Source organism: Salinivibrio sp. ML323, assembly GCF_001995745.1.
Classification (GTDB): domain Bacteria; phylum Pseudomonadota; class Gammaproteobacteria; order Enterobacterales; family Vibrionaceae; genus Salinivibrio; species Salinivibrio kushneri.
Genome location: NZ_MUES01000002.1, coordinates 111,662 through 126,757, shown reverse-complemented (window position 1 = coordinate 126,757; position 15,096 = coordinate 111,662). Strand labels below are relative to the sequence as shown.

General features: G+C 52.2%; 15 protein-coding genes. All 15 read right to left on the bottom strand.

The window, feature by feature from the left end; all coding sequences use genetic code 11:
• Window positions 1-2: 2 nt before the first annotated feature.
• The 15 genes from flhA to fliF all read right to left on the bottom strand — a co-directional run bounded on the left by flhA (window position 3) and on the right by fliF (window position 15,089).
• Window positions 3-2,108, bottom strand: a complete 2,106-nt coding sequence (gene flhA / locus BZG13_RS02195; protein WP_077484653.1) for a flagellar biosynthesis protein FlhA — start codon at window positions 2,106-2,108, stop codon at window positions 3-5.
• Window positions 2,109-2,260: 152 nt separating this feature from the next.
• Window positions 2,261-3,397, bottom strand: a complete 1,137-nt coding sequence (gene flhB, locus BZG13_RS02190) for a flagellar biosynthesis protein FlhB (RefSeq protein ID WP_077484651.1) — start codon at window positions 3,395-3,397, stop codon at window positions 2,261-2,263.
• Window positions 3,398-3,401: 4 nt separating this feature from the next.
• Complete coding sequence (gene fliR / locus BZG13_RS02185) at window positions 3,402-4,184, bottom strand: flagellar biosynthetic protein FliR (protein ID WP_077484649.1); 783 nt, start codon at window positions 4,182-4,184, stop codon at window positions 3,402-3,404.
• Window positions 4,185-4,195: 11 nt separating this feature from the next.
• Entirely contained in the window at window positions 4,196-4,465 is a 270-nt protein-coding gene (gene fliQ, locus BZG13_RS02180; protein WP_046074938.1) for a flagellar biosynthesis protein FliQ, read from the bottom strand.
• Between the two features lie 11 nt (window positions 4,466-4,476).
• Complete coding sequence (fliP, locus tag BZG13_RS02175) at window positions 4,477-5,316, bottom strand: flagellar type III secretion system pore protein FliP (RefSeq protein ID WP_077484647.1); 840 nt, start codon at window positions 5,314-5,316, stop codon at window positions 4,477-4,479.
• Entirely contained in the window at window positions 5,313-5,696 is a 384-nt protein-coding gene (fliO, locus tag BZG13_RS02170) for a flagellar biosynthetic protein FliO (protein ID WP_158074858.1), read from the bottom strand. Before fliO ends, fliP begins: the two co-directional genes overlap by 4 nt.
• Before the next feature lie 8 nt (window positions 5,697-5,704).
• Window positions 5,705-6,103: a flagellar motor switch protein FliN gene (gene fliN / locus BZG13_RS02165; RefSeq protein ID WP_046074940.1), complete on the bottom strand. Its 399-nt coding sequence runs from the start codon at window positions 6,101-6,103 to the stop codon at window positions 5,705-5,707.
• Window positions 6,104-6,132: 29 nt separating this feature from the next.
• The gene (gene fliM, locus BZG13_RS02160; RefSeq protein ID WP_069363189.1) at window positions 6,133-7,203 is read right to left on the bottom strand and encodes a flagellar motor switch protein FliM; all 1,071 of its coding nucleotides are present in this window, start codon (window positions 7,201-7,203) and stop codon (window positions 6,133-6,135) included.
• Between the two features lie 8 nt (window positions 7,204-7,211).
• Entirely contained in the window at window positions 7,212-7,703 is a 492-nt protein-coding gene (fliL, locus tag BZG13_RS02155; protein ID WP_077484643.1) for a flagellar basal body-associated protein FliL, read from the bottom strand.
• A gap of 22 nt (window positions 7,704-7,725) precedes the next feature.
• On the bottom strand, window positions 7,726-9,417 hold the full coding sequence (locus tag BZG13_RS02150) for a flagellar hook-length control protein FliK (RefSeq protein ID WP_077484640.1): 1,692 nt from the start codon (window positions 9,415-9,417) through the stop codon (window positions 7,726-7,728).
• A 91-nt stretch (window positions 9,418-9,508) separates the two neighbouring features.
• On the bottom strand, window positions 9,509-9,961 hold the full coding sequence (fliJ, locus tag BZG13_RS02145; RefSeq protein WP_077484638.1) for a flagellar export protein FliJ: 453 nt from the start codon (window positions 9,959-9,961) through the stop codon (window positions 9,509-9,511).
• 3 nt (window positions 9,962-9,964) lie between these two features.
• Window positions 9,965-11,284: a flagellar protein export ATPase FliI gene (fliI, locus tag BZG13_RS02140; protein WP_077456373.1), complete on the bottom strand. Its 1,320-nt coding sequence runs from the start codon at window positions 11,282-11,284 to the stop codon at window positions 9,965-9,967.
• Complete coding sequence (locus BZG13_RS02135) at window positions 11,284-12,246, bottom strand: flagellar assembly protein FliH (protein WP_077484636.1); 963 nt, start codon at window positions 12,244-12,246, stop codon at window positions 11,284-11,286. The genes fliI and BZG13_RS02135 overlap by 1 nt, the downstream gene beginning before the upstream one ends.
• A gap of 22 nt (window positions 12,247-12,268) precedes the next feature.
• Entirely contained in the window at window positions 12,269-13,324 is a 1,056-nt protein-coding gene (gene fliG, locus BZG13_RS02130; protein WP_046074947.1) for a flagellar motor switch protein FliG, read from the bottom strand.
• On the bottom strand, window positions 13,314-15,089 hold the full coding sequence (gene fliF, locus BZG13_RS02125; RefSeq protein ID WP_077484634.1) for a flagellar basal-body MS-ring/collar protein FliF: 1,776 nt from the start codon (window positions 15,087-15,089) through the stop codon (window positions 13,314-13,316). Before fliF ends, fliG begins: the two co-directional genes overlap by 11 nt.
• Between the last annotated feature and the right edge of the window lie 7 nt (window positions 15,090-15,096).

Below are 15,096 nucleotides of genomic sequence, written 5' to 3'. Positions count from 1 at the left end.
TGTTAATTGTTGCCAACCGCATTGACGATACGAATTTGTTTTTCATCAGGCACTTCTTGATAAGACAAGACGCGTAGCGTCGGTATTGTGTTTTTGACAAATTTCGCCAATGTCGCTCTTAGCACGCCAGACGTTAGCAATACCGCCGGCTCGCCTTGCAACTCTTGCTGCTGTGTCGCGTCAGCCAATGAGGATTGCAATCGCTCAGCCAAACCCGGCTCAATCCCGGTCGACTCGCCACCCGATGCCTGCATGGTTTTATGCAACATCTGTTCCAGTTCAGGAACAAGGGTGATCACTGGCAGTTCAGGGGCGCTGCCATTGATTTCTTGAACGATCAGACGACGCAGTGCAATCCTGACCGCAGCGGTTAAAATGTCAGGATCTTGACTCTTGCCGGTGTACTCGGCCATGGTTTGCACGATGGTGCGAATATCACGGATAGGGATCGCTTCACTGAGCAGGTTCTGCAGCACTTTGACTAACACACTGAGCGGGATTTGATCCGGGATCAGTCCTTCAACCAAGCGCGGTACCTGCTTACCTAACATATCCACCAAGTTTTGCGCTTCCTCGTGACCCAATAAACGCTCGGCGTTGTTAGTCAGCATCTGGCTAAGGTGAGTGGCCAACACAGTGGCAGCGTCGACCACGGTATAACCGAGTGCTTGCGCATGCTCCCGTTGGCTAGGCTCAATCCAAACCGCCTCAAGGCCGAAAGCCGGATCTTGGGTGGGCTCACCGTCAATAGGACCGAACACTTGCCCAGGGTTAATGGCAAGTTCATGTTGAGGATGGACGTCGGCTTCTCCAACCGCGACCCCCATTAAGGTGATACGATAGTTATGGGGTGGCAGCTCAAGGTTGTCGCGAATGTGTACGGGTGGGATCAAAAAACCAAAATCTTGCGACAGTTTTTTGCGTACACCTTTGACTCGGTCGAGCAGCTCGCCGCCCTGATCACGATCGACCATGGCAATCAGACGATATCCTACCTCTAGCCCGATAACATCCACCGGCTGCACATCGTCCCACGATAGCTCTTTCGGCGTAGCGGGAGCGGCCTCAGGAAGATCGGTTTGCTCCGGTGCTTGCTGCGCTTTTTGATATTGTTTGTATTTCCAGTACGCTAGGCCACCACAAATCACTGCCAGCAGTAAGAAGGGCAAATGCGGCATGCCCGGCACCAACCCCATCACCGTCAAAATACCGGTGGCAATCATCAACGCACGCGGATTATCAAACAGCTGGAACACCACCTGCTGTCCCATGTCTTCTTCGGTGTTTTGTCGCGTCACCATAATGGCGGCGCCTATCGACAGCAGCAACGACGGTATTTGTGCAACCAGACCATCACCAATGGTCAATAAGGTATAGACTTCTAGTGCTTCGGAAAACCCTAAGTCATGCTGCCCCATCCCGATCGACAAACCACCCACAATGTTGATGAAAAGGATCAAAATACCGGCGATGGCATCGCCTTTAACGAATTTAGACGCACCATCCATCGAGCCGTAGAAATCCGCTTCTTGCGTGACTTCTTGGCGTCGTGACCGGGCTTGCTCTTGGTCGATGAGCCCCGCGTTTAAGTCGGCATCAATCGCCATTTGTTTACCCGGCAAGGCATCCAAGGTAAAACGCGCGGTCACCTCTGAAATCCGGCCCGCACCTTTAGTGACGACCATGAAGTTAATGATCATCAAAATAAGAAAGACCACCAAACCCACGGCATAGTTACCGCCAATGACCACCGAGCCAAAGGCACCAATCACTTGACCTGCTGCATCCGGGCCCTCGTGCCCATAAAGCAAAACCACACGCGTGGAAGCAACGTTAAGAGCCAGCCGCATTAACGTTGCGATCAGCAGCACCGCCGGGAAAGCCGCAAATTCAAGTGGACGCCTTGTGTAAATGGTGACCAGCAGTACCACCAGCGACAATGCAATGTTAAACGAGAACATTAAATCGAGCAGCATGGGCGGGACAGGAAGCACCACCATCGCTAAGGTCGCTAATACCAGTGCTGGCGCACCGATAGCCGGCATCGCTCCTAACCTGTGGTAAGGCACTTTGTCAGAAAATGGCAATCGCCAGTTGGCTTTTAACATGTTAAGCGTTCAAATCCATGATTGGTGAACGCGGGCCTGGTGCCGCGTATACTCAAAACGGGAATGCAGAGGAAGCAAGTTTTGCGCCAAAAAAAAGCCCGTAAAGTGTCAGCATTTTGGCACTGCGCTGACATTGTCGCGCTCGGCGACGCTTAGTCATGTTGTAAATCGGTAGGGATAGGTAAATAAGCGTCATCAGGGCGCGTGGGCCGTCGACCTCGTCCCTTTTTGTATTGCTTTAACTGGAAGACATACGCAAGAACCTGAGCGACGGCGGTAAACAAACCGTCAGGGATCTGTTGCTCAAGCTCCGTGCTAAAATACAATGCCCGCGCCAGCGGGGGAGCAGGAACGATGGCAATATCATATTCAGCGGCAATTTCTCGTATTTTCAATGCGGTAAAGTCGGACCCTTTGGCGATCACCACGGGCGCGCTATCCATATCACTGTTGTAGCGCAACGCCACGGAATAATGTTCAGGGTTAGTGACCACCACATCCGCTTGGGGCACGTCAGCCATCATTCGGCGCTGGGCCATTTCCCGCTGCAACATGCGAATTCGCCCTTTCACTTCTGGGCTACCCTCGGTTTCTTTATGCTCGTCTTTGACCTCCTGTTTGGTCATTTTGAGCTGCTCATTGTGTTGCCAAATTTGAAATGGCACATCAATGACTACCACAACCAACAGGGAGCAGCACACCAACAGAACGAAGTTAAGTAATATATCGAGCGCGTGATAGAGGTTGCTGGGGAAGGTATCAATGGTCAGCTCGAAGAAGTCCTCTAGGTTGATATAAACCAAGTATGCGGCCACACCCGCCACCAACAACACTTTGAGAATCGACTTCAATAACTCGACTAATCCCTGGGTACCAAACATGCGTTTAAAGCCAGAAAGCGGACTCATTTTCGACAGTTTAGGCCGTGCAGCCTCCCACGAGAAACTCACCCCACCGAGCCCGGCCGCCCCTACGAGGCCGGAGATAAATAGCACAATCAAGATCAGCCCAAGTGGCAGAATCAAATGCAGTAGCTCACCGACCACCACCAGCATCAGCTCTGAGCTGTCAAAGATCTCGGCGCGTGACAAAGAGAATAGGCGCGTCATTAATGCCATCAAGGCTTCGCCCAGCGCTTGTCCGAACCACATCAAACTGATGGCACCAACGACCAATACGGAAACCGAAGCCAGTTCTCTTGAGCGCGGTACTTGGCCCTTTTCCCGCGCCTGCTCCTGCCTTCGGGGCGTAGCGTCTTCTGTTCTTTCCTGACCTTCGCTCTCTGCCATGCCTCTACTCGCAATTAATTCGAATTAGCGAACAAACTTGGTTTAACCCTGTTTCCCAATGATTGTTGTAGTGCGTCAACATACCGAACAGCAGATACCAGCTGATCAGCAGCCCCATCAACAATGCAAAAGCGAAGCCAAGAGAGAAAATATTCAACTGCGGCGCGGCGCGCGTCATCACACCAAATGACAAGTTGACCACTAGCAAGGCGATAACGCCTGCTAGGGAAATACTGAGGGCAACTTTAAACATGATCCCGAACCACTGCGCCAAACTGCGGTAGTCGGCAGCGCCAATCATCTCGCCAATCGGTAAGGTATCAAAGCTCATCACCACTAGGTTAAGCATTTTTAAATGCCCATCCGTGGCGAGAAACAACATCACCGCCAAAAATAAGTAAAACTGCCCCAGCAAGGGGGTATTCTGGCCATTGGCCGGATCGACCATGGACGCAAAACCCAAGCTCGATTGCATCCCCAAAATTTGTCCCAACACCACAAAGGTTTGCGTAATAAATTGGGTGACCATCCCCATCGCCACACCAATGACCACTTGCTGCGCAAGCACGGTAAAACCGGCGAAGGAGACCAGCTCGATATTCTCGGGGACGGCCGGTAACGCGGACATCACCGCGAAGGTAATCGCCAGTGACAGGTAGAGACGGATCCTCACTGGCACAAATCGCGCGCCAAAGAAAGTCATCGCCATCATCATCGAAGAGATACGGGTAAAGGGCCAAAAGTAGTTAGCCATCCAAGACAGGAGCACTGAGGCTGGATATTCCATGGCTTGCCTCGTCAGTAAAGGATGTTGGGGATGTGATCAATCAAGCGATAGAAATACTCCATCAACATCCGCGTCATCCAGTGGCCAAAGAACATTAAGGCAATAAAGGTGGCGATCAAACGTGGCAAAAAGCTCAATGTTTGCTCGTTAATTGAGGTCGCGGCTTGAAAGATGGCCACGATAAGACCCACCAACAAGCCGGGTACTACAATGGCTGAAACCAGTAGCAACACCAGATAGAGCGCATCTTGGAAAAGCTCGACAAACGCTTCTGGGGCCATCGCTGCCTCCTTTAGCCGAAACTGGCTGCCAAGGTGGAGAGGATAAGATTCCACCCATCAACCAAGACAAAAAGCATTAACTTGAAGGGTAATGACACTATCATGGGCGATAGCATCATCATACCCATCGCCATCAAGACTGATGCCACCACCAAGTCAATCACCAAAAATGGCAAGAACAACATAAAACCAATTTGGAACGCGGTTTTCAGCTCTGACGTTACAAACGCAGGGATCAGCACCGTCATCGGAACTTGCTCAGGCTCATCCGCTTGCGCCCCCGACATATTGACGAAGGTTTCCAAATCTTTCACTCGCGTTTGCCGAAGCATAAACTCACGCAGCGGCACTTGTACCCGATCAAACGCTTCTCGCGCAGTGACTTGTTCATTGATATAGGGCTGAATCGCTTCTGTATTCATTCGGTCAATCACCGGTGACATGATAAACAAGGTCAAAAACATCGCGATGCCAATAATCACTTGGTTAGATGGCGTTTGCTGTAACCCCATGGCTTGACGCAAAATCGCCATCACCACCACAATCCGGGTAAACGACGTCATTAAAATGACAACCGCTGGCAAAAAGCCCAACGCGGTCATGATTGCCAGAATTTGTAACGTGACCGAGTAGTCTTCACTGCCATCCGGGTTGACACGCATGGTCACCGCCGGGATCCCACCGCCCGTATTACGACCCACTTCTAAACGTGCCGCTTCACCGCTCTCGCTAATCGATTCGGTGGTGATGCTTTCTTGTGCTGGCGTCGCTTCTTGTTCGGCAACAGCAAACGGCGTAAATAAGGTGGCTGCCACCCACACCCAAGCGGCCAATAACATTCGTATCGTCATTTTCGATTCATCAGTTGGCTTAGCTGATTGGCAAAGCGAGAAGACTTATCAGACGCTGGTGTCGCAGTTGGAATGGGGTTATCCAGTGTTTTTAACACGTTCACGCTGTTTGCTGTCACGCCGACAACCAACTGTTCACCGTGGATATCAACCACCAAAATGCGCTCCTTTTGACCCACAGCCAATTGGCTAACGATCGTGATGCCATCACTTTGCTGTGCCAGCCCCGGCACTTTTAACCGTCGCAGCAACCAGGCCAGAGCAAAGATAAGCCCTAGCACTAATCCTAGCGACAACAGCATTGTCACTATACTGACCTCGGGCGCCGCCGCCCAAACAGGCATGGGCACCAGGAGTAGACCCCAAATGCGTCGGTTCACCGTCATCCCTATCGTAGTTTCTTAATCCGCTCAGTTTGGCTAATCACATCTGTGAGGCGGATACCAAACTTGTCGTTTACGACCACCACTTCGCCATGAGCAATCAAGGTACCGTTCACCAGCACATCGAGCGACTCCCCAGCTAACCTATCTAACTCCACCACCGAGCCTTGGTTGAGCTGAAGCAAGTTACGGATGTTAATTTGCGTATGCCCCACTTCCATGGAAATGGTCACTGGAATATCAAGGATCGCGTCCAGTTTCCGCTGTTCATCCGCCCCCATTTTTTGCTCGCTGTCATCAGTGAGCTCTTCAAGTGGGGCCGCTTGCACATCATCTGAGCCCTCGGCGTCAGATTGCTCAGCCAGGGCTGCAGCCCAATCATCGTCTACATCATTTTGATCCATGACGTCTCACCCTTGTTTACTGGTTCTGATCACTGAGCATTACCTTGTTTATCATCGATGGGTAGATCTTCCTCGAGATCATCGAGTAGCTCAGGTTTATCCTGTAACAACGAAATATCCGATTTCGCCATTTCAGGACGCTTAAGTTTTTCTACAATTTTAAGTGCCAACTTATCGTTAGATTGCCCCATCTTCGCGCGATAGGTGGGCAAGTCTTCCACGAACACAGTACACGCATCCGGCATTTCCACCGGAATCACATCCCCTTTTTGTAGCTCCATTAAGTCGCGCAACGATAAGGTGACATCCAATAGCTTGGCACTCAATTCAACATTGACATCTAAGATCTCATCCCGTAGCGCTTTACTCCAGCGCACATCGGTATCCATCTTGTCACTTTGTACCCCGGCATCGAGCAGCTCGCGAATCGGCTCTAGCATCGAGTAAGGCATGACCATGTGAATATCGCCGCCACCACCATCAAGCTCAATGTGGAATGAACTCACCACAATCACTTCTGAGGGGCTGACAATGTTGGCCATCGCCGGGTTTACTTCCGAGTCTAAATACTCAAAAGCGACTTCCATCACGGGCGCCCAGGCGTCTTTGTAATCCTCAAACATCAACTTAAGCAGCATCTGGATCACACGTCGCTCGGTTGGCGTAAACTCTCGCCCTTCAATACGCGCATGAAAGCGCCCATCACCACCAAAAAAGTTTTCTACCAAAATGAACACCAGACGGGCTTCCATGGTGATCAAGCTGGTGCCTTTTAACGGGCGAAAACGCACCATATTCAAACTGGTCGGCACGTACAAGGTATTTTGATACTCGCCAAACTTCATCATCTGCACGCCGTTAATTGACACTTCGGCAGTTTTACGCAGCATGTTAAACAAGCTAATGCGCATATGGCGGGCAAAACGCTCATTAATAAGCTCGAGCGTCGGCATCCGCCCACGTACAATTCTGTCTTGTGACGAGAAGTCAAAGGAAACGGCCCCCTCTTGATCGGCTTCGGGCTCGTTGTCTTCCTCTTCAACGTCATCAACACCGTGAAGCAGCGCATCAATTTCGTCTTGGCTGAGTAAGTCAGTCACGTCATCACCTATTGCATCACAAATCCAGTGAAGAGCACACGCTCCACCACCGGCTCGCCCGTTACTTTGATTAAGGCCGCGCGCACATTCTCTGCCGATTGGCGGCGAATTTCGAGCTGCCCCTGCGGTGTACGCAGTTGCTCGACCGTTGCCGCACCAAACGTATTAAGAAGCGCGTGCTCAATCAGCGGCAAGTTTTCTTTGGCCAAGGCTTCCATTTCACTGCCACGCACTAACAACTGGGTATTGACTTGCACCAATCGCTGCTGCTCATCCCCAGTGACATTAAAGACAAACGGTTTAGGCAAGGTGACATAAATCGCGGGCAGGGCATTGTTTTGTTCCTCGAGGACAATGTCTTCTTGGCTGCCGTCATCACCGGACAGGAAAAAGAACGCCGCACCACCGGCCGCCGCGAGCAATACAACGGCGGCGACAATGATAATAATCAGCTTTTTTTTGCTCCCGCCTTGTTCTGGGGTTGCGTTATCATCTGCCATGGCTGTGCTTGCTCCTTGTTATCTAAGCGTAGTAATCGACGGCCCGATCACTGTGTGAGACGTTCAGCGTCTGCCCGGTTAGCATGGTATCATCACTATCATCCGGCCCTGAGGTGCCGAGTGATGCGCCACCGGCATGACCGTCGCCGGTACCGGCACCATGCTGGCCTGAGGCCATCTGTTGTGCACCACTCTCTTGTTGTTGAACCGATCCTTGGGCTAACTGTAGCCCTTGTTGCTGCAACATATCACGCAGTCTTGGCATCGCTTGCTCGACCGCATCACGCGCTTGCTGGTTGGCAACTGTTATATGCACGGAAGCTTGGTCGTTGTTGATCCCCAGCTTAATTTGCATGCGCCCAAGCTCGGGTGGATCGAGACGAATATCCACTTGCTTTAGGTTTTTAGACAACATGACATTGATTCGCTCGGTCAATGCCACACCCGCTTCGCTAGGCGTTTGCCCTAAAGGTAACGGGGCCTGCGCACTTTGAGCGACCTGGATATCTTGTCGTGCTGTCGCCGCGTTCGCGGTCGGTGTGCCTAGACTGCTTGCCAGCTGCTGGGCCAAGTTTTCGCCTCGTGAGGCACCTTCCGCTGCGCTTGCTGCGTTGCCTGCCGCCAAGGCTGCGTCAGTTTGAACCGCCTGCTCTGCCATCGCTTTTAACGCCGCTTTACTCAGGCCATCTGACTGACTGTGTTGCCCTGCCAGCAGCGAAGCGGCATTCGGGTTGCCTGCTGCGCCAGCTTTTACGTCAGGGTTTGCCATATTCTGTTGTAGGCCCGACGCCTGTCGCAGCTTATCAGCCAATTCATTCGTTTTCGTCGTCGCCCCTTCTTTGGCTAACCAATCTTTAAGCGCAGACTCTTTATTGGCTGACGCAGCATCGCCTAAGGCAGGCTCACCGGGCGCCACCTTAGCGGCGGCAGCCCCATGTTGACTCTCCTGCTGCGCCTTCATCGCCGCCCACTTTATCGCCGGCCCATCCGCTGGGAGAGATTGCCCCCCTGTAGCCGCCTCACCATTGCTATCAAGCGCAATTTGGCGTCCAGCACCTTGTTCCAAGGCACCTGTGCCACGATCTTGCGTGGCTTTAACCTGAGCGACTAATACGGCGAGTTGTTCGGGCGATAACTGTGCCAAGACCTCCTCTGCAGACACCTCATCCGGCAACGCTTTAGAAAGCTCCGCAAGCAGTGCTTGTTTGTCTACTTCACCCTCTTGAATCTGGCGGTCTACTCGCGCGTTACTGTCAGTGTCGCTTATCGCTAATACATCGGCAGACGATGCCATAGTCTCGTCATCGGCAGATAATGCCAAGGCGTCGCTATCGGCAGATAATGCCAGTGCGTCGTCATCGGCAGGCAAGGTTTTGCCAGTTAACATTTCAGCGGCTTGGTTCAACCGCATTAATAAGGATTGGCTTTCTTCCATTGCCGTCATATCGGCAATTTTTTCCATCTCAGCCTCGCTGAAAATACCGTCAGCCAACATGGCCTCCGCATCAATGGCTTGACCATCAACGAGTAAGGTTTTGCCATCACGAGTCAGCTTGATCGCCCCCGCTTGTCCTTCACTTCCATCGAGGGATTGATGCAAGGCGGACAAAAAGCCGGCACTTTTCTCTCCTTTCACCTCGCTGGACGCGCCTTCACTCGGCGCAGACAGGGTTTTACTCGAAACATTGGAAAGTGTCAGCATTGACTGCGTCATAAGTGTCTCATCATTACCTATGGTTACCTATGCGCCAACTTGGCATCAACTGGCGCGTCGGTAATGAGAAAGCAATTATCGCGCCATTTTACTATGAAGAGAAGGGTGAGGGGCGTCGACGTGCGATAATTGCTGCCATTTCATCCATTTGCCGTTGTTCTTGATAGCGAGCACGCTCTGCTTCCTCTCGTTCTCGTTTTTCTATCAGCCATTCTAATGATTGCCGGTGCTGGCGAGTTTGTTGCCATGTCTCACGGCATTGCGCTAAATGATCTTTAAATTGATGCTCTGCATCTCTTTGTTTTGCCAATGTTTCATCAAGCTGAACAATGAATTTATTCAAATGACCAAAAGCACTGGCCGATAGCCCTGACTGACCACGATCAGACATCTGACGGCAATACTCGAGCCGGTACTGTTCGATTTGCTCCAACTGGCGATAGTAATCATCAAGTGATTGCTGAGCCGCGCTCACACTAAGCTGGGCCTGCTTTTCATCCTCTTGAGCTTTTTCTAACAGCAACTGAAGCGCGTGATCGGCCATCGGTTACCCCTGCAAGGTTGAGCGCAACATATTGACACACATATCAAAAGGAACCACTTCTTTGATCCCTTGCTGCAAATAATCGTCGAGTTTGGGCTTCAAGCTAAACGCCTGATCAACCGCCGCATCACTGCCCGGTTTATAAGCGCCTATCGAGACCAGATCTTGGTTTTTTCGGCACACGGACAACACTTGCCGCACTGCTTTCGACATCAGAATTTGCTCATCGCTAGTAATATTGGGCATCACTCGACTGACCGAACGCTCAACATCAATCGCCGGGTAATGACCGCTATCCGCTAACTCGCGCGATAGCACAATATGACCATCGAGTATCGCTCGTGCTGCATCGGCAATAGGGTCTTGTAAATCATCCCCCTCGGTCAGCACGGTAAAAAAGGCAGTGATCGACCCCTGCCCAACGGCACCGTTCCCCGCGCGCTCAACCAGTGAGGGTAAGCGCGCAAACACCGAGGGCGGATACCCTTTGGTCGCCGGTGGCTCGCCCACCGACAACGCAATTTCGCGCTGAGCCTGCGCAAACCGCGTTAACGAGTCCATCAATAAGAGAACATCAAGACCGAGGTCGCGGAAATATTCGGCAATGGTTAACGCCGTTTGACAGCCTTTAAGCCTCACCAAGGGTGATGAGTCAGCTGGCGCAGCGACAACCACCGCCCGTGCACGGCCTTCTTCTCCGAGGATATCATCGATAAACTCTTTCACTTCTCGGCCACGCTCACCAATCAATCCGACGACCACCACTTGCGCAGTGGTACCGCGTGTCATCATCCCCAAGGTGACAGATTTCCCCACGCCAGAGCCAGCAAACAATCCGATGCGCTGGCCTTTCCCCACCGTCAATAGACCATTGATCGACTTGATGCCAACATCGAGCGGCTCACGGATCGGTTGGCGTGATAAGGGGTTGATCGGTATACCCTCTAGGCTTGCTTGCTTATCCGTATAGATATCGCCCTTACCATCCAGTGGATTGCCCATACCATCGATAACGCGCCCCAACAGCTCCATCCCCACCGAGAGTTGACTGCGTTCAGACAAGGGCGTGACTCTTGCCCCTGGCAACACACCTGAAACTTGCTCGTTGGGCATCAAGTACAAAAGCTCATCGGCAAAGCCCACTACTTCAGCTTCAATGGTGCCATTAAGGGTTTCAACCGAGCACACAGACCCAATGGGCGCGCGACAGCCTATCGCTTCAAGTGTCAGCCCAACCATACGCACCAATTTTCCCGACGCCACTGGCTTGGGAGCTAAATTATCAAGCTGACATTGTTTTAACCGCTCAGCGAGTTGGCTCATTATGATTGCCCTGGATCCTCAGTCGATGTGGCTTCATCTTCAGACGTTGCCGCGGTGTCTTGCTCAACGGGGTCGTCACTCGCCGCCGCGCCCTCGGTGGTCGCCGGTTCGTTGGCATAGGCACCGGTATCAACAGGCTCTACCGTTGCGCCGTCTGATGGCGCGGATTGCCGGGGTTGATTCTGCCCTTGAAACTCTCTTAATAACGCGTCCACGCGCTCAGCATAGCGATAGTCGACCACTGAATCTTTGGCTTTTACATGGACGTCTCCACGCGAGAGGGCCGGCTCGGATTGCAAGGTCCAGTCGCGAGCCGCCAGCATATCTTCATCATACGCGTCGGTGACAATGGCATAGTCATCTGGATGCAACGCCGCTGTAACCGGGTGATCGGCCACTGGCAAAGCGGCAATGGCGGCTCGTAAGGTGTGCAGAATCACCTGAGGATTCGTGTCTAGCTCCACACCTGTCAATGACTTGGTCAAGGTCTGGACCATCACCAACAGTTGTTGCTCGACATCCATCTCCAACTTTTCTAACGGATGACTTAACTGATTGAGTATACTATCGAGCTGCTGACAACGTGCTTCAATCAGCGCTTGCCCGTCAGCGACGCCTTGCTCAAATCCGGCCTTTTTTCCTTCTTCATGGCCTTTCTCATGCCCTTGCTCTAAACCGGCCTCAAGTCCCTCGGCATGCCCCAGCTGCTTGCCCTCTTCATACCCTTCGTCATAGCCCTGTTGGCGAATAGCGTCGAGGGCGTCAGCGGTTAAAGGTTCGGGGGCAGGCTCGTTTTCCTCCGGCTCCACTTCAACGTCTGGCTCCCAACTGGGATCGTAGTTAAGTGCGGTATCTTTGGGCAGGTTTTCGCCTTCGTTGTAAGGGGGCAATGCCCACCTATCAATAGTTTCCGCATCGGCCTCATCGGCGCGAATATAGCCACGGCGTTTTTCTAAACTCATCAGTGTCCCTTACAAATACGGCTTAGACGAACTCATCGCCGCCACCACCGGTAAGCATAATTTCGCCGGCATCGGCAAGACGACGCGCAACCGATAAGATTTCTTTTTGCGCCCCTTCCACATCGGAGACCCGGATAGGGCCCATGGCCTCGATATCGTCTTGCAACATCTCGGCCGCTCGTTTGGACATATTGCGATAGATTTTCTCGCGCAAGTTATCTTCCGCGCCTTTAAGCGCTTTTTGCAACACTTCTTGTGGCACATCACGGAGTAAGGTCTGTACCCCGCGGTCATCCACATCAATCAAGTTATCAAACACGAACATCAAGTCTTGGATTTGTGAGGCCATCTCTTCGTCTTGATCGCGAATCGAGTCCATCAGTACCCCTTCGACACTGTTGTCCATGTAGTTCATGATTTCTGCTGCTGCTTTCAAGCCACCAATTTTGGCCGCTTGTGCCCCCGCTTGGCCAGCAAATTGCTTTTCCATGATCTCGTTTAACTCGTGCAGTGCTGCCGGTTGCACCTCTTCTAAGTTGGCAATCCGCATCATCAAGTCCAGGCGATCTCGCTCAACAAACTGTGACAAAATCTCGGCCGAGTGCTCGGGATCCAGATAGGATAAGACGATGGTTTGGATTTGCGGGTGCTCGTTGATAATAATGCTGGCGACTTGGCGCGGATCCATCCATTTCAGTGAATCCAAGCCTTTGGAGCCGCTGCCAAGCAATATTTGGTCCACCAAGTTATTCGCTTTGTCTTCACCCAAGGCCGCCACGAGGGCGTTGCGTACAAAGTCTTCACTCCCCATCCCGATAGAAGTATATTTTTGGATCTCCTCTAAAAAGGCACGGTGGACGGCGGCCACTTTGTCCGAGTTAAGGTCGGTCATCGAGGTCATGGCCGCGCCCACCCGTTGAACCTGTTTCGGCTCAAGGTGGCGAATGATACTCGCGGCATCTTGTTCACTTAAACTGAGTAGCAAAATGGCGGCTTTTTCGATCCCACTCAACGAGCTGATATCGAAGTTTGAGCCAGCTTGCTCATCACCGCCTGTGGTTGCGACTTCATTTGCCATCTTCGGTTACCCAATTTTTCACCGCTTGTGCGGCCAAGTCTGGCTCATTGGCAACCAGCGCCCGCACCGCTTTTAACAAGTCTTCATCTTTATGTAAGTTTGGCAGCTCAACATCCGACGCTGACATCGCAAAGTTGCTAGAACCGTCAAGCTCAGAGCCTATCAAGCCGACATCATCCCCATCAGGAGTAACTGGCAAGCCATCTGGGCCAAGGATTTCGCCATTGGGGCCCACGGTGTTGCCATCTTCGTCGGTATTTGGATAAAGCAGCTTTTTCATCGCTGGACGTACCAAGACCACGATAATAACAATGATCACCAAGGCCGCCGCTAACCAACGAACCCAGTCATTAAAGTTGGGATGATCCCAAATCGGCACATCTTGCTCTGCCGCTTGCTCTGGCTCAACAAAGGGGACGGCGATCACTTCGAGCACATCACCACGCTGCTCACTAAAGCCGACCCCGCCCATTAAAAGACGGCGGATTTTGGCCAGTTCATCATCTGACAAAGGCTGCTTAACCGTATCCCCGGTTTCAGGATCGACACTTTGTTTAAAATTCACCGCCACAGAGACGGTTTGTCTATCGATGACGCCTGACTGCGCGCGTCGGTGACGAATGGTGGTATCGAGTTCAAAGTTACGTGTCGATTCACGGCTCACCGACCCGGTACCGCCTGCACCATTTTTAAGATCCCTGACGTCTTCCGGAATGGAGGCATCGGCCGGCGGTTGGTTGCTTAAGGCTCCTGGAATACCCGCGACACGATCCGAGCCATTATAGTCTTCGCGCGTGTATTCGCTGCGTGTTGCCGGTGTGTTGGGGTTATACTGACGCTGCGTTTCTTCCAGTGAGCTAAAATCTAATGCCACGTCGACTTGTGAAGTATAGTTGCCCAGCCCTAGTACGGGGATCAGTATTGAGTCGATTTTTTCGCGCAATTGACGTTCTTGTTTACGCTCCAATTCGTACTCTTTGCGCCGCGCCGCTGAGGCTGGATCTTCACTGCCTGAGTTTAGCAAGCGACCATGCTGATCGGTGACGGTGACGCGCGTGGGTTTTAGCGACGGGACAGCAGAGGCGACCATATCAACAATCGAGTCCACTTCCTCTTGACCTAGGGTATTTGTGCCTCCCAAGGTTAAGAATACCGTGGCTGATGCCTCTTGGTTGTGGCGTACAAAGACGCTCTGTTTGGGCATCGCTAACAAGACACGGGCGTTTCGCACTTGCCGCACTTCTTCAATCGCGGCGGCTAACTGTCGCTCACGACTGAGTTTTAATCGCTCTTGCTCGAGTTTTTGTGAGACGCCAAAGCCCATGTCATTAAGCAAGATCTCATCGCCCTCGGCCGTGCTGGTATTCAGCCCCACCCGCGTTAAACCGAGGCGAATGGAGGAGTAATCGCTTGAAGGGACGCGGATGGTATTCCCGTCCAATTGGTATTCAACTTTGTTCTGGTCAAGGTGATCCAAAACAGGGATAAGTTCTTCTGTTTCGTACGTACCCAGTGGCCGCATTTCGGGTTCCTGCACCCAAAAAAACAGCATCATGATCAGCGCGACACAAATCGCAACCGCTAACACCAAGATCAACTGGCGCACCATGTCGAGATCGCCAAACATCGAGTTTGACGATGCTGACTGTTCTGATGCGTCCGGATCTTGCGTGCTTTGCTCTGCGTCTAATGCCGCATCGGTTGATGGCAGTGCTGCTGCGCCATCTGAAACCGCCAGATCGGTGTTTTGGTTCTCTTCAGCCACTGATTAA